The organism is Paraburkholderia edwinii (assembly GCF_019428685.1).
Taxonomy (GTDB): Bacteria; Pseudomonadota; Gammaproteobacteria; order Burkholderiales; family Burkholderiaceae; genus Paraburkholderia; species Paraburkholderia edwinii.
Window position 1 is genome coordinate 1,383,314 of sequence record NZ_CP080096.1, and the last position, 16,221, is coordinate 1,399,534.

At 62.3% G+C, this 16,221-nt stretch carries 16 protein-coding genes; 15 read left to right on the plus strand and 1 reads right to left on the minus strand.

The genetic code is table 11. From position 1 onward, the window contains the following. Positions 1-118 precede the first annotated feature (118 nt). The 15 genes from KZJ38_RS27905 (at position 119) to KZJ38_RS27975 (ending at position 15,348) form a co-directional block, all read left to right on the plus strand. Positions 119-1,216, plus strand: coding sequence for a BMP family ABC transporter substrate-binding protein (locus KZJ38_RS27905; RefSeq protein ID WP_219803232.1), 1,098 nt, complete (start codon positions 119-121; stop codon positions 1,214-1,216). Positions 1,217-1,259: 43 nt separating this feature from the next. Then, on the plus strand, positions 1,260-2,402 hold the full coding sequence (locus tag KZJ38_RS27910) for an ABC transporter permease (protein WP_219803234.1): 1,143 nt from the start codon (positions 1,260-1,262) through the stop codon (positions 2,400-2,402). Then, on the plus strand, positions 2,395-3,321 hold the full coding sequence (locus KZJ38_RS27915) for an ABC transporter permease (protein ID WP_219803235.1): 927 nt from the start codon (positions 2,395-2,397) through the stop codon (positions 3,319-3,321). The genes KZJ38_RS27910 and KZJ38_RS27915 overlap by 8 nt, the downstream gene beginning before the upstream one ends. 53 nt (positions 3,322-3,374) lie before the next feature. After that, a complete protein-coding gene (gene biuH, locus KZJ38_RS27920; protein WP_219803237.1) occupies positions 3,375-4,067 on the plus strand; it encodes a biuret amidohydrolase in 693 nt (230 codons plus the stop codon). A 2-nt stretch (positions 4,068-4,069) separates the two neighbouring features. Then, positions 4,070-5,677, plus strand: coding sequence for an ABC transporter ATP-binding protein (locus tag KZJ38_RS27925; RefSeq protein WP_219803239.1), 1,608 nt, complete (start codon positions 4,070-4,072; stop codon positions 5,675-5,677). 19 nt (positions 5,678-5,696) lie between these two features. After that, the gene (locus KZJ38_RS27930) at positions 5,697-6,707 is read left to right on the plus strand and encodes a formamidase (protein WP_219803240.1); all 1,011 of its coding nucleotides are present in this window, start codon (positions 5,697-5,699) and stop codon (positions 6,705-6,707) included. A gap of 3 nt (positions 6,708-6,710) precedes the next feature. Continuing rightward, a complete protein-coding gene (locus KZJ38_RS27935) occupies positions 6,711-7,370 on the plus strand; it encodes a cysteine hydrolase family protein (RefSeq protein WP_219803242.1) in 660 nt (219 codons plus the stop codon). Positions 7,371-7,384: 14 nt separating this feature from the next. Next, entirely contained in the window at positions 7,385-7,783 is a 399-nt protein-coding gene (hpxZ, locus tag KZJ38_RS27940) for an oxalurate catabolism protein HpxZ (protein ID WP_219803244.1), read from the plus strand. Positions 7,784-7,843: 60 nt separating this feature from the next. Then, positions 7,844-8,569 (plus strand): GntR family transcriptional regulator, encoded by a 726-nt coding sequence (locus KZJ38_RS27945; protein ID WP_246642070.1) that lies wholly within the window; start codon positions 7,844-7,846, stop codon positions 8,567-8,569. Between the two features lie 153 nt (positions 8,570-8,722). Next, positions 8,723-9,655 (plus strand): non-homologous end joining protein Ku, encoded by a 933-nt coding sequence (ku, locus tag KZJ38_RS27950; protein WP_219803248.1) that lies wholly within the window; start codon positions 8,723-8,725, stop codon positions 9,653-9,655. Next, the gene (locus KZJ38_RS27955) at positions 9,652-10,494 is read left to right on the plus strand and encodes a tetratricopeptide repeat protein (RefSeq protein WP_219803249.1); all 843 of its coding nucleotides are present in this window, start codon (positions 9,652-9,654) and stop codon (positions 10,492-10,494) included. The genes ku and KZJ38_RS27955 overlap by 4 nt, the downstream gene beginning before the upstream one ends. 179 nt (positions 10,495-10,673) lie before the next feature. Beyond that, positions 10,674-13,139 carry a DUF6531 domain-containing protein gene (locus tag KZJ38_RS27960; protein ID WP_219803251.1) on the plus strand — a complete coding sequence of 822 codons (2,466 nt, stop codon included), beginning with the start codon at positions 10,674-10,676 and terminating at the stop codon, positions 13,137-13,139. A 1-nt stretch (position 13,140) separates the two neighbouring features. Next, complete coding sequence (locus KZJ38_RS27965) at positions 13,141-13,407, plus strand: hypothetical protein (protein WP_219803253.1); 267 nt, start codon at positions 13,141-13,143, stop codon at positions 13,405-13,407. 64 nt (positions 13,408-13,471) lie between these two features. Continuing rightward, a complete protein-coding gene (locus KZJ38_RS27970; RefSeq protein ID WP_219803255.1) occupies positions 13,472-13,738 on the plus strand; it encodes a hypothetical protein in 267 nt (88 codons plus the stop codon). A gap of 476 nt (positions 13,739-14,214) precedes the next feature. Then, entirely contained in the window at positions 14,215-15,348 is a 1,134-nt protein-coding gene (locus KZJ38_RS27975; RefSeq protein WP_219803257.1) for a porin, read from the plus strand. A gap of 53 nt (positions 15,349-15,401) precedes the next feature. On the opposite strand, the gene KZJ38_RS27980 is transcribed toward KZJ38_RS27975, so the two are convergent. Further along, on the minus strand, positions 15,402-16,196 hold the full coding sequence (locus tag KZJ38_RS27980; RefSeq protein ID WP_219803259.1) for an IclR family transcriptional regulator: 795 nt from the start codon (positions 16,194-16,196) through the stop codon (positions 15,402-15,404). Positions 16,197-16,221 lie beyond the last annotated feature (25 nt).

A 16,221-nucleotide genomic window follows, 5' to 3' on the forward strand; every position in this document is an offset into this window, starting at 1 on the left:
GCACGAAAGCTGCAATCTCCCTGTCTGAACTTGTATCCAAGATTGAACGCAAGATGCGCGCGATCGTCCACGCGGCCGTCCATGCCGCGGCCAACCACGACAGACAGGAATCCAGACCATGACCCATCGCCGCGACTTCATCAAACGGATCGGAGCGTTCGCGCTCGGCAGCGCACTGCCGTTCGACGCGGCGTTCGCCGCCGGCAATCTGACCGTCGGCGTGATCTATGTCGGCGCGCGCGGCGACTATGGCTATAACCAGGCACAGGCGCAAGCCACTGCGGTAATCAGGAAGCTGCCGAACGTCAAGGTAGTCGAAGAAGAAAACGTGCCTGAAACCGTGGCCGTTCAGAAGACGATGGAAGCGATGATCGAGCAGGACGGCGCGACGCTGATCTTCGCGACGTCGTTCGGTTACTTCGATCCGCATGTGCTGAAGATAGCCGCGAAATATCCGAAGGTGCGCTTCGCGCATTGCGGCGGGCTGTGGAAGAGCGGCGATCCGGCCAATATCACGAGCTATTTCGGCTACATCGACGAGTGCCAGTATCTGAACGGCGTGGTGGCCGGCCATGCGAGCAAGACGAAGAAGCTTGGTTTTGTCGCGGCCAAACCGATTCCACAGGTGCTGCGCAATATCAATGCGTTTACGCTCGGCGCGCAATCGGTCGATCCGTCGATCACGACGCATGTGATCTTCACCGGTGACTGGTCGATGCCGATCAAGGAGGCCGAGGCCACCAATAGCCTCGTCGATCAGGGGTGCGATGTGATCACCTGCCATGTCGATGGCCCGAAGGTGGTGGTCGAAACGGCGGAGAAGCGCGGCGCGATGAGCTGCGGCTATCACGCAAGCCAGGCGCCGCTCGCGCCGAAAGGGTATCTGACTGGCGCGGAATGGGACTGGGCGACGCCCTTCAGGACCATCGTCGCGTCCGCGCAAAACGGGCAGCCGCAACAGAATCTGATGCGCGGCGGCCTCAAGGAAGGCTTTGTGAAGATGTCGCCGTACGGCGCGAAGGTCGGCGCCGATGCGCGCGCGAACGCCGACTCGGTGAAGGCGAAGATGGTGGCCGGCGCTTACCCGATCTTCAAGGGGCCGATCAAGGACAACAAAGGCGCGAGCGTGATCGCGGCGGGCGTCACGCATCCGCAAACCGATATCGCGCTCGAAAGCATGAACTATCTCGTCTCGGGTGTCGTGGGGCAGATCTGATCGTCGCGGCCGTTGCATTCAACGTCCCACGCAAGGAGTGACGATGCGTTCCGATGTTTCAACCAGTGTGAGCGCGCACGGCAGCGGCGCAAGGCTCATGCTCGGCATGCTGCCGGGTGTGCCGACGTTGTGCGCGGTTGGGTGCACGCTGCTGCTGTTTTCGCTGTTCCTGCTCGTGCAGGGGCAGCCGGCCGCGCAAGCGCTAGGGCTGATCGGCGAGGGCGCGTTCGGCTCGTGGTTCGCATGGCAGAACACGCTGCTGCGGGCCGCGCCGCTCATGCTCACTGCGCTGTGCGTGGCATTGCCGGCGCAGGTGGGGCTGATCGTGATCGGCGGCGAAGGCGCGCTGGCGCTTGGCGGCCTCGCGGCGGCAGTCGCCGCGCAGGCCGTGCCGCATGGGTTGCCGTGGTTCGTCGCGCTGCCCCTGGTGGCCGTGGCCGGCATGGCCGCCGGCGGGGTCTGGATCGGCGCGGTAGGCGCGCTGCGCCAGTGGCGGGGCGTCAACGAGACAATCAGCAGCCTTCTGATGTCGTACATCGCGATCGCGCTGTTCAAACAACTGGTCGAAGGACCGCTGCGCGATCCGGCAAGCCTGAACAAGCCTTCGACGCCGCCGCTGCCCGATGCTCTCGCGATCGGCTCGATGCCCGGCCTCGATGTGCATTGGGGGCTGTTCTGGGGTGTGCTCGCGTGCATTGCGGCCTGGATCTTCGTGCGCCATAGCACGCACGGTTTCGCCATGCGCGTCGCCGGCGGCAACTTTCGCGCGGCGCGGCTCGTCGGCTTGCCCGTGAACCGGCTTGCGTTTGCTGCCTGTGTGATGGGTGGCGCGGCCGCGGGCCTCGCCGGGATGTTCGAGGTCGCGGCGGTGCAGGGCAGCGCAAACGCATCGCTGCTCGCGGGCTACGGCTACGCGGGTATTCTCGTCGCCTTTGCCGCACGGCAGAATCCGCTCGCGATCGTGCTGTGCGCCGTGCTCGTAGGCGGGATCGAAGCGAGCGGCAGTTTGCTGCAGCGCCGTCTCGGTCTGCCCGATGCGACCACGCTCTTTCTGCAAGGTCTGCTGTTCGCCAATCTGCTCGCCTGGGAGGCCTTCGGGGTGCGCCTCGCGGCGTGGCGCACGAAACTGCAAGCGGCCGCGCGTGCCGGCGAAGCGGGTGTGCAAATGGAGCGTACTCATGCCTGATCCGCATTCGACCTTTGCCGTGCTCGCCCTGTCGCTTATTGCGGGCGCGATCCGCGTCAGCACGCCGTATCTGTTCGTCAGTCTCGGCGAATGCCTGACCGAGAAGGGCGGCCGTGTGAATCTCGGTCTGGAAGGCATTCTGGTATCGGGTGCGATGACCGGTTACGCCGCGTCGTTTCTGTCCGGTTCGCCGTGGGCCGGCGTGCTCGCCGCCGGCGGCGCGGGGCTGTTGCTCGGCTGCCTGCACGGCCTCGTCTGTTCCTTGCCGCGCGTGTCGGATATCGCTTTCGGCATCGCATTGATGCTGATCGGAACCGGCCTTGCGTTCTATCTCGGCAAGCCCTTTATCGAGCCGCAGGCACCGATGCTCGCGTCGCTGCATCTCGGCGACGCGTTCGCATCGCCTCAGGTGCGCGAGGCCTTGCACGTGAATCCGCTGTTTGCGATCGGCGTCGTGCTCGCCTTCGCCTTGCAATGGGGCTTGCGCCATACGCGCTGGGGCGTGGTGCTGCGCCTCGTCGGCGAAAACGCGGAGAGCGCGCGTGCGATGGGCTATCCGATTACGCGCGTGCGCGTTGCGGCGACCGCGGTCGGCGGCATGTTCGCGGGCGTCGGCGGTGCGTATCTGTCGCTCGTCTATCCGGGCAGCTGGAACGAAGGTCTGTCGAGCGGGCAGGGATTGATGGCGGTGGCCCTCGTGATTTTTGCGCGCTGGAGACCGCTGGCGTGCCTGTGGGCCGCGCTGCTGTTCGGCGCTGCGGGCGCGCTCGGGCCCGCGCTGCAGGCGGTCGGTGTGACGAGCGGCTACTACCTCTTCAATGCCGCGCCTTATCTGCTGACGCTCGTCATCATGATCGTCAATTGCAGGCCCGATCGCACGCTCGCCGGCGCGCCGGGCGAACTGAGCCTGACGCGATAGCGCGCCAATGCGTTGCGCGCCGATTGCCATACCACCCGCAAGAGAGTTCGACCATGACACGTTTCATCGAAGCCCGTCCCTATCCGTGGCCTTACGACGGCGCGCTGCGCGCCGATAACACCGCGCTCGTGATCATCGACATGCAGACGGATTTTTGCGGCATCGGCGGCTATGTCGACAAGATGGGCTACGACCTGTCGCTCACGCGCGCGCCGATCGCGCCGATCAGGTCTGTGCTTCGGCTGATGCGCGAACTCGGCTTCACGATCATCCACACGCGCGAAGGGCATCGCCCCGATCTGTCGGACCTGCCCGCGAACAAGCGCTGGCGCAGCCGCCGGGCGGGCACGAACGGCATCGGTATCGGCGACGATGGGCCATGCGGACGCATTCTCGTGCGCGGCGAACCCGGCTGGGAAATCATCGACGAACTTGCGCCGCTGCCGGGCGAAATTGTCATCGACAAGCCCGGCAAGGGCTCCTTCTGCGCGACCGATCTCGAACTGATTCTGCGCACGCGCGGCATTGCGAATCTTGTGCTGACCGGCATTACGACCGACGTTTGCGTGCATACGACGATGCGCGAGGCGAACGATCGCGGCTTCGAATGCATGGTGCTCGCCGATTGTTGCGGCGCGACCGATGCGGGCAATCACGACGCGGCGCTGAACATGATCCTGATGCAGGGCGGTGTGTTCGGCACGGTCTCGGATTCATCGGCGTTGCTTGCGGCGCTCGGGAGCTGATCATGTCGACGGCTGCGCGCGCACTCGGTATCGAAGTGCTGAACGCGACGAAGCGGTTCGGCGCCTTCCGCGCGCTCGACGGCGTATCGCTGAAGGTGCGGCCCGGCACGATCCACGCGCTGCTTGGCGAGAACGGCGCGGGCAAGAGCACGCTCGTCAAGGGACTGGTCGGTTATGGCGTGCTCGACGACGGCGAGATTCTCGCGGACGACCGTCAGGTGCACATTGCGTCGCCGCGCGACGCGCGGGCGCTCGGTATCGGCATGGTGTATCAGCATTTCACGCTTGCCGCGGGGCTATCGGTCGAGGAGAATCTGCTGCTTGCGCGTGGGCGCGTGCCGTGGCGCATCGACTGGGCCGCGGAGCGCGCGGCGCTCCAGACGTTTCTGCGCGGCATGCCGTTCCGTTTGCGGCTCGACGCGTCCGTTGCAGGGCTCGCGGCTGGCGAAAAGCAGAAGCTCGAAATATTGAAGCAGCTCTATCTGCGCCAGCGCTTCCTGATTCTCGACGAACCGACTTCCGTGCTGACGCCGCAGGAGGCCGACGAGGTGCTCGGTCTGATGCGCGAACTGACCGCACGCGGCGAATTGACTGTGCTGATGATCACGCACAAGTTTCGCGAAGTGGATGCCTATGCGAACGACGTGACGGTGCTGCGCAAGGGACGCTGGGTCGGCACGAGCGCGGTGCGCGATACCGATCGCGACCGGCTGGCCGCGTGGATGATGGGCGAGGAGCGCGCGGGCGATCCGCGCGCGGCTGCGGAGCTGAATGCGCGTCGGCTGCCGCGCCGCGCCGTGGCGGCGGACGCGCCGCTCCAGCTCGAACTGCGTGAGCTGAGCGTGGGCGACGATCGCGGCCATCGCGCGGTGCGCGAGGTGTCGATTGCGGTACGCGCGGGCGAGATTCTCGGCATTGCGGGCGTGTCGGGCAACGGCCAGAAGGAACTGATCGAGGCGCTCGTCGGGCAGCGCCGCGCTGAAGCAGGCGATATGCGCGTAAAAGGTGAGCCATATCGCGCCACGCGCGAAGCGATGACGCGCCTGCGTGTGTTCGCGCTGCCGGAAGAGCCGTTGCGCAATGCGTGCGTGGCGGGCATGAGCGTCGCCGAGAATCTCGCGTTGCGCGAGTTCGACCGGGCGCCGTTCAAGCGCGCCGGCTGGCGGCTCGACCGCCGCGCGCTGCGGGCGCGTGCGCAGAAACTGATCGCCGAATTCAATGTGCGGCCGCCGGCGCCCGAGCGCGCAATCGGCACCTTGTCGGGCGGTAACGTGCAACGCGCAGTGCTCGCGCGCGAGTTCGGCCAGCCGGTCGACGTGCTGATCGTGGCGAACCCGGTTTTCGGCCTCGATTTCGCATCGGTCGCCGATATTCACGCGCGCATTCTGACCGCGCGCGATGCGGGGGCGGCGGTATTGCTCGTCAGCGAAGATCTCGACGAACTGCTCGAGCTCGCGGACCGCATCGCGGTGATGGCCGATGGCCGTATCGTGTTCGAAACGGCCGCGGAACAGGCCGACAGGGTGTTGCTCGGCCGTCATATGGCGGGGCACGTCGACGCGAGCGAACAACACAGGAAAGTGACGGCTCCCGTGCATGCGGGTATCTGACAAAGGAGAGAGGACAGCAATGAGTTCAAGCGGATTGGGCGGATTGAACAGGTCACCGAATGGAATTGTGGTTGGCCTCGTGCAGTTGCAGAACCCCGATGTCGAGACGCCGGCGCAACTCGCGGCGCAAACGCAGCGGATTGTCGAACTGGTGGGCAAGGCACGGCGCAACAACCCGGCGATGGATCTCGTGGTGTTTCCCGAATACGCGCTGCACGGGCTGTCGATGCGCACCGACGACGCGATCATGTGCAGCCTCGACGGCCCTGAAGTGGCGGCATTCAAGGCTGCCTGTATCGAGCATCGCATCTGGGGCTGCTTTTCGATCATGGAGCGCAATCCGGGCGGGAATCCGTATAACAGCGGTATCGTGATCGATAGCGAGGGTGCCGTGCAGCTCTACTATCGAAAGCTGCATCCATGGGTGCCCGTCGAGCCCTGGGAACCCGGCGATCTCGGCGTGCCGGTCTGCAAGGGGCCGAACGGCGCGATGCTGTCGCTGATCATTTGCCACGATGGGATGTTTCCCGAAATGGCGCGCGAAGCCGCATACAAAGGCGCGGAAATCATCCTGCGCACGGCTGGCTACACGGCGCCGATCCGTCATGCATGGCGCGTGACGAACCAGGCCAATGCATTCCAGAATCTCGCGCAGACGGCGAGCGTGTGTTTGTGCGGCAGCGACGGCACCTTCGATTCGATGGGCGAAGGCATGTTCTGCGATTTCGACGGCACCGTGATGGTCGACGGCAGCCACCGTCCCGACGAGATCATCACCTGCGAAATGCGGCCCGATCTTATACGCGAGGCACGCGTTCACTGGGGCGTGGAAAACAACATCTATCAGCTCGGCCATCGCGGCTACGTTGCGGTGAAGGGCGGGGCGCGCGATTGTCCCTATACGTTCATGCAGGATCTCGTGCGCGGCGAATACCGGTTACCGTGGGAGCAGGACGTGCGCGTCACGGACGGCACGTCGTGCGGTTTTCCGGCGCCCGAGCGGCATTACCGCAACGGATCGCGAGGCTGAGCGATGCAAACCGTGAGCGGCGCGCAACCGTTTCCATTTCATTTCGATTCGCGCCACACCGCGCTGGTTGTGATCGACATGCAGCGCGACTTTATCGAGCCGGGCGGTTTCGGCGAGGCGCTCGGCAACGACGTGTCGCTGCTCGCCGCGATTGTGCCGACGGTCGCGGTGTTGCTCGAGCATGCGCGTGCAGAGGGCTGGCTCGTCGTGCACACGCGCGAGTCGCACGCGGCGGATTTGTCCGATTGTCCGCCGGCCAAGCGTGCGCGCGGCAAACCGCTTGCCCGCATCGGAGATCAGGGGCCGATGGGCCGCATCCTCGTGCGTGGAGAGCCGGGCAACGCGATCGTCGATGCGCTCGCGCCGGCCGCCGGCGAGATCGTGATCGACAAGCCGGGTAAAGGCGCGTTTTACGCGACACGTCTGGCGGAGGAACTGGCGCTGCGTTCGATCACACACCTGATCTTCGCCGGTGTGACGACCGAAGTCTGCGTGCAGACGACGATGCGCGAAGCGAACGACCGCGGCTACGAATGCCTGCTGATCGAAGATGCGACGGCGAGCTACATTCCGGCGTTCAGGGACGCGACGCTTGCGATGGTGCGTTCGCAGGGAGCGATCGTCGGCTGGACAGCGACGTTGGCGAGCTTGATGGAGGCATGAGGATGGCGGTTTCGATGAGCGAGTTAAATCGTCCGGACGTGGTTGCGCAGGTTACGGCGGCGTTCGATGCCTATGAGCGTGCATTGGTCGACAACGATATCGCGACCATGAACGCGTTGTTCTGGAGTACGCCTCAAACCGTGCGCTACGGCATTGCCGAGGTGCAGCACGGCGGCGAAGCGATCCAGCGCTGGCGGGAGACATGTGAGCCCGTGCCGCGCTCCCGACGCCTTCATCGCACGGTCGTGACAACGTACGGCAACGATCACGCGACGGTGAGCACGGAATTCACCAGCGACGCGACGCCGCTGCTCGGGCGGCAGATGCAGACATGGGTGCGGTTCGACACGGGCGGCGCGTTCGGCGGCTGGACCATCGTCGCCGCCCATGTCAGCCTGATCGATGTGCATTGACGCGATGCGGTCCGGCTTATGAATGGCTGTGCGCACATGGCTGAGGTAACCGGCTTTCCTATGCTTGCCGATGATGGGCAGTGCGCGACGGAGAAGGCCGCGTCCCGTGCGAATCCACTCGCTGAGGAGGTCTATCAGCGGCTCAAGCACGACGTCTTCAGTTTCAGGCTCTTTCCCGGCGACCGTTTCTCGGAGAACGATATCGCGCAATACTATGGCGTGTCGCGCACACCGATGCGTGATGCGCTGTTCCGTCTCGCTCGCGAAGGCTACCTCGAAGTGGGATTCCGGCGCGGATGGAAAGTGGCCGCGGTCGATTTCGACCGGCTCGATCAGCTTTACGACCTGCGTATCGTGCTCGAAGCCGCCTCGCTCGAGCGGCTGGCGATGAATGCGGCGGCCCATCCGGTGCTTGGCGAACTCGAACGGATTTGGTGCGTTGCCGAACCGGAGCGCAATAGCGATGCAGTCGATATGTTCAGGATGGACGAGCAATTTCACCGCGGGCTTGTCAGCGCCGCGGGCAATCTCGAGATGCTGCGCGTCCATGACGAAGTAACCGAGCGCATCCGCATCGTGCGGCGCCTGGATTTTTTGAAGCCGCACCGCACCGCCGCCACGTATGACGAGCATGCGGCGATTCTTCACCTGATCGAGCGCGGCAAACAGACCGAGGCACGCATCATGCTGAGTGCGCATATCACTCAAAGCAAGCTCGAAGTGCGCAAGATCACGTTGTCCATGCTGATTTCGGCGCGAGACAGCAAGTTGCCGTTCGTTACGTAGCGAACGGTGTTGCCATACTGGCCGACACCTCGGCGGTGTTATTCTTTCGGAATCGGCCGACTATCGGGGTCGAATCGGTGCCAGCCGCCGCGAGGCGGGCTGGTGTTGCCGCCTGGAACTGGCGCGCTCGCGCCGGCTCATGAGGAGAAGCCCATGCCTGCGCGCTCGATCGCATCGCTTTCTCTGTCTTTCGGTCTCGTTTCAATTCCCGTCAAGCTCTACTCCGCCACGGAGAGTTCGGCGGACGTGCGTTTCAATCTGCTCGCGCCGGACGGTTCGCGAGTCAAGCAGCAGTACATTTCGGAAGCGAGCGGCCAGATCGTCGAGCGCGGCGCGATGAACAAGGGCTACGAGTTCGAAAAGGACCGATTCGTCGTATTTACCGCGGACGAGTTAAAGGCACTCGAGGATAGCGCGAGCCACATGGTGGAGATCGTTGCTTTCATTCCTGAAAAGTCCGTCGATCCCCTTTACTACGACAAGGCGTATTTCATTGCGCCCGATAAGCGCGGCGGCAAGCCCTATAGTTTGCTGCAGCAGGCGCTACTCGAAAGCCAGCGCGGCGCGCTGGCGAAATGGGCGTCGAAGGGCAAGACACACATCGTGCTGATCCGCCCGACGCAGGACGGCCTTATTTTTCAGCAATTGCTGTTTGCCGACGAAGTGCGCTCCCTTGCTGATTTGCATATCGAGCACGTACCGGTGTCCGCGGCGGAACTCAAGCTTGCGCTGCAGATTATCGAGCAGGGCACCGAAGATCAGTATGACCCGAGCGCCTACGAGAACGAAGAGAAGAAGCGTATTCTCGCCGCGATCGACCGCAAGATCGAGGGCAAGGAGATCGTGTCGAACGAACCCGTGGAGAGCGAGTCCAGCGGGCAGGTGATCGACCTGATGGAAGCCTTGCGCGCGAGCCTGTCGAAGGGCAGCGGAGCGCGGCAAAAGCCCGCCGCGCGTAAGGCGGCGGAAGAAGCTGAGGTTACCGAAATGCCGGCGCCGCGCGCGAGGAAGCCCGCACAGCGCGCGGCGAAAGCACCCGCCGCGGCGCCTGCTTCTGCTCCTGCCAAGGTCCGCGCTCGCAAGTGAAGCAGAAGAACAATCGCCACGACATCTCGGTACGCAAGCTGCAGTCGTTGCTGGGAGTATCGCGCACCGTACTCGCGGGCCTGATCGACGAGGGCTTCGTCACGCCGGCGCGCGGGCCGCGCAACGAATTGCGCTTTACGTTTCAGGATGTCGTGCTGCTGCGTACCGCATTTCAGTTGCGCTCGGCGCGGATTTCCTCGCGCAAGATTCTTGCGGCGCTCTCGCGCTTGCGCGCGCAACTCCCCGATGAAATTCCGCTTTCCGGCATACGCGTGAGCGCGCTCGGCAACACGATCATGGTCAGGACCGGCCCATCGCAGTGGGATGCGAATACTGGGCAGCTCGCGTTCGATTTCGAGGTTGCCGATATTAAAGGCGATGTGGTTTTTCTCGACGCATCGCCAGCCAGGAAAGATGCTCGCGCGCAGGCGCATGAGTGGTATGCGCTTGCAGATCAACTTGCCGCCGACGGTGAGGCCGGCGAGGCAGAGCAGGCTTACCGCAAGGCGCTGGCAGTTTCGCCTTTACCGTTTTACGGCGCTTACGTCGACCTCGGTGCGCTGCTGTGTGAAGACGAGGGGCGTTGCAAGGATGCCTTAGTCGTCTTTGACGAAGCGATCGGGCATTTTCCTGAAGATGCCGTTCTCCACTTCAATCGGGCGGTCGCGCTTGAACTGCTTGGGCGGTTGACGGATGCCGAGCAAAGTTACGCACGGTGTCTCGAGATCAATCCGAGTTATGCCGATGCGCATCACAATCTTGCGCTGGTCAAGGAGCAGCTTGGCGATAAGCAAGGGCTGGTTCGGCATATGAGTGCTTACCGGAAGCTGAGTAGCTGATCTCCGACGCGGGCGTGCGATTCCTACAGGCGTCTTCCTGCCTCATTCCCTGCCGCAACGCATTGCAGAAATTCCTGCACTTCAAATCAGCGCGTTCGTAGATTCAAAACCCGCTTCTCTGGATATGTTTGACGTACCTGTTCACCACAGGGATATCGAACAATGAATCTGGAGAGCTTATGGTTGACCGAGGGTGGCTAAATCGCGCGTGCCTGCGCGTTGCACATGTGCTGGCTGTGGGTTTGATCGTTGCGTTTGCAACGGATGCGCATGCCGGTTCAGGCGATGCATCGTGTTTCGGGCTCTATTCGCAGTCGCGCGCCGTGCCTGGCACACGGGGATGCTCGATCAGCGTTGCCGGCGGCACGCCCGGCGGAATGGGCAACTATAGCTGCATCAACAGACTCGATCTGATCGACAGCTATTGCGCGACGCCTTCGACGCCACCGCCCGAGGCAAGCTGTCCGGTTGCCGACCCTGTGTATCCGGCGACCGGCGTGACGACGGTCAGTGAGACCGATTTCGTCAGTGGCGGCGACTTGCCGCTCGTGTTCAAGCGGACCTATCGCTCCGCGCCGTTCACCCGAACCGATTCAGGTTTCGGCACCAACTGGTTTCACAACTGGCAGCGTCAACTGGACGTCGCCAAGGCGAGCGGCGCTTCCGCGCAGGTGATTGCGTATCGCGACGATGGCTCGAAGCTGATTTTCGTCAAGGACGCGGGGCAGTGGAAAGCGAGCGGCGGCATGCCGTTCACGCTTACGCAAAGCGCGTCGGACTGGACCATCACCGATCTGACGAGCGATACGCGCGAAACGTATTCGGCGGCAGGTGTGCTGCAAATGGTGCGCACGCACGAGCGGCGTGTCATTTCGTTGACGTATAGCGATGCGAATACGCCGGCTGTGGTTGCGCCAGCGCCAGGCTTGCTGATTACCGTTACCGAGCATGCGGAGGACTCGGTTCCGTATATGGACCTCGTGCTGCGCTTTGCGTACGACACGAAGTCGCGCATCGTGCAGATGACCGACCCCACCGGCGCAGTGACGCGATACGGCTACGACCAGCACGACAACCTCGTTTCAGTGACCTGGCCTGATGGCTATGTGCGGCGCTTTGCTTACGAGAACGCGGCGTTCTGGACCTTGCTGACGGGCGTGATCGACGAAACGGGCTCGCGTATCGCGACGTGGGACTACGACGCTAAGGGCAGAGCGGTCTCGGTTAGCCATCCCGATACGACGCGCAATGTCCAGTTCGTTTATGGCGACGGCAAGACGACGGTTACCGACAGCCGCCGCAGCACGACGTTGAGCTTTGCCCCCATAGGCGGCGTGCAGCGTCCGATTGGCAGCAACTCTTCAGCGGGTTCGACCAGCACGACGTGGGATGCGTCGGGGAATCTGCTGACCGACAGGGCCGCGGACGGCAGCGATACCGAGTTCGCGTATGACCCGGCCGGGCGGCCAGTGCGTTCCGTGCGGCGCAATGGAGCAGGCACGCAGATTACGTCGATGCGCTACGCGGACGGGGTTAGCTTGCGTCCGTCGATGGTGGCGATGCCGGGCAAGGTTCGCGCTTTTGTCTACGACGACGCGGGAAATCCGACCGGCGTTAGTGAGCTGACGACCGATGATCCGACTGGTGCGCGCGGATTCGATGCGTCGACTGCGGGTGGTCAGAAGCGCACGTATGGGATGACGTACGACTCGTTCAATCACCTGAAGACCTTGCAGGTGTACGCGAATGGCGTGTTGAGCGAGGACTGGCATCTGACTACGGATGCGAGCGGTAATAGCCGGAGTTGGAGCGACGCGGTTAGTGGGCGGGACGTCGGCATTTACCTCAGAGATGCGGCGCATCGGCCACTTAACCTTTCGGGGCAAGGTATCGATGTCACGGTCGGCTATGACGCGCGTGGGCGTGTCAGTCGATTCTGGTACACGGAGCTGGCGACACGGAACAACGGTTATGTGCAACGGCGTTTGACGGTGAGCTATGTGCATTCGCCGGATGGGCGCGTGGTGTCGCGCACCGGTACCGTCAGGACGGATAGCGGCGCGGAAGTGCCGATCAGCAGCAGTGAGATCGATGTTTGGCTCGACAACTATGAAGCAGGGGTGATACCTGCGGGTCCTGCAGGTGGCGCACTGTCACTATTGCTGAAGGGGCTGATGGCGCTACCGGAGCAAGGGCTGGAGGATGTGTGTGTCGAGTGCTGGATCTCACCAGGGATAAGATGGGCGGCGGGGGCGGTTAATTGGGGGATGTCGGTTGTCGGACGCGCTGGCGGGGAGTGCGCGACCACACCGGCGGTCATCGATCAGCTCTCGGCTGCGGCCAACGAGATGCATGCAGCAGGTCAGTTGATTAGCAAGGCGGGAAGAGGCGTAACAAAGCATCCCGACTATTTCGGCTTTAAGTCTGCGGAAGAAGTGCGCCAAGTGTATCGAACTAGTGAGCAACTCAATGAGTTTGCGGGAAGCCAAGTCATCGAGATATTGAAGAAAGGCGCGCGAACCGAAGGAGACGGGGGGCCTACCGGCCAAGGTTGGGTTACCTATACGAAGCCCGACGGCGTAGCAGCAAGTTGGACCAGGAATGGCGAATTTATTGGCTTTAGAGGAAACCAGCGAGGACGGTGACATGGGAAAACTGGTATTTGAGCAGATTGATGACGTTCGCGCCGCTCATCCGTATTTGTTCGTCTATTTGCTTGGGGATCAACAGACTTTCCAGGTTGGTCGAGGACATCCGTTCATGCAAATCGAGGTGACGCGAGAACAGAAGTTGTCGTTTAACTTCTATCCGATTGACCAGGAGATTGCGCTTACTCAAGAGCATTGGGAGAAGGTTCTTGCAGTTGCTCGTGAATTTCTTGAAGAGACACTTCAGAGCGGAGACGATTGGTGAATTCGTCGACACACCGAGGAACGCTCGTCGATCGCAAACTTGCCGCGTGAATGGATGAGGGGAAGTGACCAAACTAGCATTCGATTTATTAAGTGATGTACATGCCGCGCATCCGTACATCTTGGTAGGCTTACTTGAAGACGATGAGCCACGCCTGCCAAGCGTCTTTGACCCGTTCATGGAAGTGTCAGTCGAGAAGGACAAGACTTTGCTGCTGACTATCAACCAGGGAAAGAAGTTCGTGGCACTCACGATTGAGCAATGGGAGGAGATCGCTCAGGAAGCACGTAAGTACCATGCCGAAATACTGGCGAATGGCGACGAGTGGTGACTCTCGGGTACGCCAATCGATAGCCGGGCTCGTGAAGCGCGCTGAGCCCGGCGGCGTGGCGCATATACCGCGAATCGAACTTACCGCCGCCAACGCTATTGGAGTAGGCCGATTGACCGGCCTCGCTAACCGTCGAGCAATGGGACGCCATGGCGAGGCACGCGAAAAGCTATCACGAAAAAATCCTGTCAGGCGACATAGACTGTTAGCGACACTTCCGACGCCCCACGTACCAACCCGCCTTTATAAAATCTTTTCAAAAACCCCCCAACTCTTTTGATGCTCCGCCTAAGTAACCTGCATAGAATCGTCGGGCTGCAGGTGCCTAAGCGGACCTCACGCAAAGGAGGGCCCACTCTCGTGGTCGTACGGGCGGCCTTTCGTTGAACACGCTTGTCAAATAAGCCGAGCGTTATCCGGACATCCTGAGGTATCCGGGGCTACGCGCGCCCGGCTTCATTTCTGTTGGGGATTGAGTGAAAAAGAAAATTATCGGCGCAGCTGCTTTGTCCGTCTTTGCCGTGGCGGCTCATGCGCAAAGCAGCGTCACGCTTTATGGTTTGATCGACACCGGTATCGTCTATACGAATAACCAGGGCGGCAAGAGCGCGTGGCAGGAACAAAGCAGCATGCTGTCGAACGAAGTCTGGGGCCTCAAAGGCAGCGAAGACCTCGGCAACAACCTGCATGCGATCTTCCGCCTCGAAAACGGCTTCAATATCCAGAACGGCAAGACCACGTACTCGAATACGATCTTCGGCCGTCAAGCCTACGTCGGTCTTCAGCACGACCAGTACGGCACGCTGACGCTCGGCCGCCAGTACGACCCCGTCGTCGACACGCTCGGCCCGATCGCGCTCGCCAACAACGGCGACGGCAACAACCTCGCCGCGCACCCGTTCGATAACGACAACGTCGACGACTCGTTCTACATCGACAACTCTGTCAAATATGTAAGCCCGACCTTCCACGGGCTGACCGGTGAAGCACTGTACGGCTTCAGCAACACCGCCGGCGGCTTCTCGGATAACCGCGCATACAGCTTCGGCCTGACCTACAGCATCGGTCCGATCAACCTCGCCGCGGCTTATTTGCAGCTCAATAACGGTTCGCTTAACGGTACCGGCGCAGTGTCGAGCAACGACTTCGTCAATTTCCCCGCTGCACGTCAGCGGGTGATGGGCGTGGGCGGCAACTATACGATCGGACCGGCCGTCGTTGGCCTGCTGTGGACGCATACGCTGTTCGACAATACGCAGCCCGGCGCGAATTCGGTGATCCAGCAACCGTTCGATACGCTGCACTTCGATAACTACGAAGTCAACGTGCACTACGCGGTAACGCCGGTAATTTCGCTCGCCGGCGCCTACACGTTCACGCAAGGCGCGTTTAGCGGTGCGACCGGCTCGGCCGATCCGAAATGGCATCAGGTGACGCTGATGGCCGATTACTCGCTCAGCAAGCGCACGGATGTCTATGTGGAAGGTGTCTACCAGCATGCGTACGGTGCGGAAGGTTCGGCGTTTGAAGGTGCATTTATCAATGGCCTCGCGCAATCTTCAACCGGCAACCAGGTTGCGGCGACCATCGGTATGCGCACGCGCTTCTAAAACCCCGAGCGCCGGCAGCCTTAAGGGACGCCGCGCGCTCGGCTTGCGCGTCTTTACTTTTGCCGGCTGCGCGCCTTCTTGCTGTCGATCAATGCAAGCGCGGCGCGCAGCGGTTCTGCGTCGCCGCCGAGCAACTCGCTTGCTTTGATCGACGACTCGAGCATCGACACGCGCATGCCTTTGAGCAAAGCCTCGTCGACGCGCGGGAGCGGTCCCGCTAGCGTAAATGAGCCCGCGAGCGGTTGAGCGGCTGAAAACACCGGCGTGGAAATGCCGGCTGTTTCGCTATCGCGCTCGCCGATCGAAATGTAATAACCCTCGCGGCGAATCCGCTCGTATAGCTCGCCACGGGCGCCGCTGAAGGCATTCAGCACGCGCCCGCCCGAACCTTTTTCCATCGGCAGCACATCGCCTTCGCGAACGTGGTCGCGAATCGTATGCGTCGTATCGACGCGATGCAGGCACACGCGCAAATCCTGCCGCCGCACATAGAACGACACGCTTTCGTTGCATTCGTCGCGCAGCGCACGCATCAGCGGCAAGACCACATCGGCCAGTTGCAGGCCGCGCTGATAGAGCGCGCCAAGCTGCAAAGCGGCAGGACCGATCAGATAGCGTCCGTCTTCGGAGCGCAACAACATACGATGATGCGTCAGCGACGCGATCAGCCGCAGAATCGTGCTCTTGTAGAGGCCGGTTCGCGCCGCCAGTTCGGCAAGCGAAAGGCCCTTGTCGTCGGGGCGGAACGCGAACAGGATGGCAAATGCGCGATCGAGCGCGGCGACGCCGTCGGGGGAAGTCGAGGGCGCCGCTGTTGCATCGTCGGACACGCGACTGGAAGAAGCCATGAGTAGCGAAAGAAACGGTAACGGC

Bases quoted from the DNA above. Each gene is read 5' to 3' on its own strand.
- KZJ38_RS27905 (WP_219803232.1), top strand. From the start codon at position 119: ATGACCCATCGCCGCGACTTCATCAAACGGATCGGAGCGTTCGCGCTC.
- KZJ38_RS27910 (WP_219803234.1), top strand. From the start codon at position 1,260: ATGCGTTCCGATGTTTCAACCAGTGTGAGCGCGCACGGCAGCGGCGCA.
- KZJ38_RS27915 (WP_219803235.1), top strand. From the start codon at position 2,395: ATGCCTGATCCGCATTCGACCTTTGCCGTGCTCGCCCTGTCGCTTATT.
- biuH (WP_219803237.1), top strand. From the start codon at position 3,375: ATGACACGTTTCATCGAAGCCCGTCCCTATCCGTGGCCTTACGACGGC.
- KZJ38_RS27925 (WP_219803239.1), top strand. From the start codon at position 4,070: ATGTCGACGGCTGCGCGCGCACTCGGTATCGAAGTGCTGAACGCGACG.
- KZJ38_RS27930 (WP_219803240.1), top strand. From the start codon at position 5,697: ATGAGTTCAAGCGGATTGGGCGGATTGAACAGGTCACCGAATGGAATT.
- KZJ38_RS27935 (WP_219803242.1), top strand. From the start codon at position 6,711: ATGCAAACCGTGAGCGGCGCGCAACCGTTTCCATTTCATTTCGATTCG.
- hpxZ (WP_219803244.1), top strand. From the start codon at position 7,385: ATGAGCGAGTTAAATCGTCCGGACGTGGTTGCGCAGGTTACGGCGGCG.
- KZJ38_RS27945 (WP_246642070.1), top strand. From the start codon at position 7,844: ATGCTTGCCGATGATGGGCAGTGCGCGACGGAGAAGGCCGCGTCCCGT.
- ku (WP_219803248.1), top strand. From the start codon at position 8,723: ATGCCTGCGCGCTCGATCGCATCGCTTTCTCTGTCTTTCGGTCTCGTT.
- KZJ38_RS27960 (WP_219803251.1), top strand. From the start codon at position 10,674: ATGGTTGACCGAGGGTGGCTAAATCGCGCGTGCCTGCGCGTTGCACAT.
- KZJ38_RS27965 (WP_219803253.1), top strand. From the start codon at position 13,141: ATGGGAAAACTGGTATTTGAGCAGATTGATGACGTTCGCGCCGCTCAT.
- KZJ38_RS27980 (WP_219803259.1), bottom strand. From the start codon at position 16,196: ATGGCTTCTTCCAGTCGCGTGTCCGACGATGCAACAGCGGCGCCCTCG.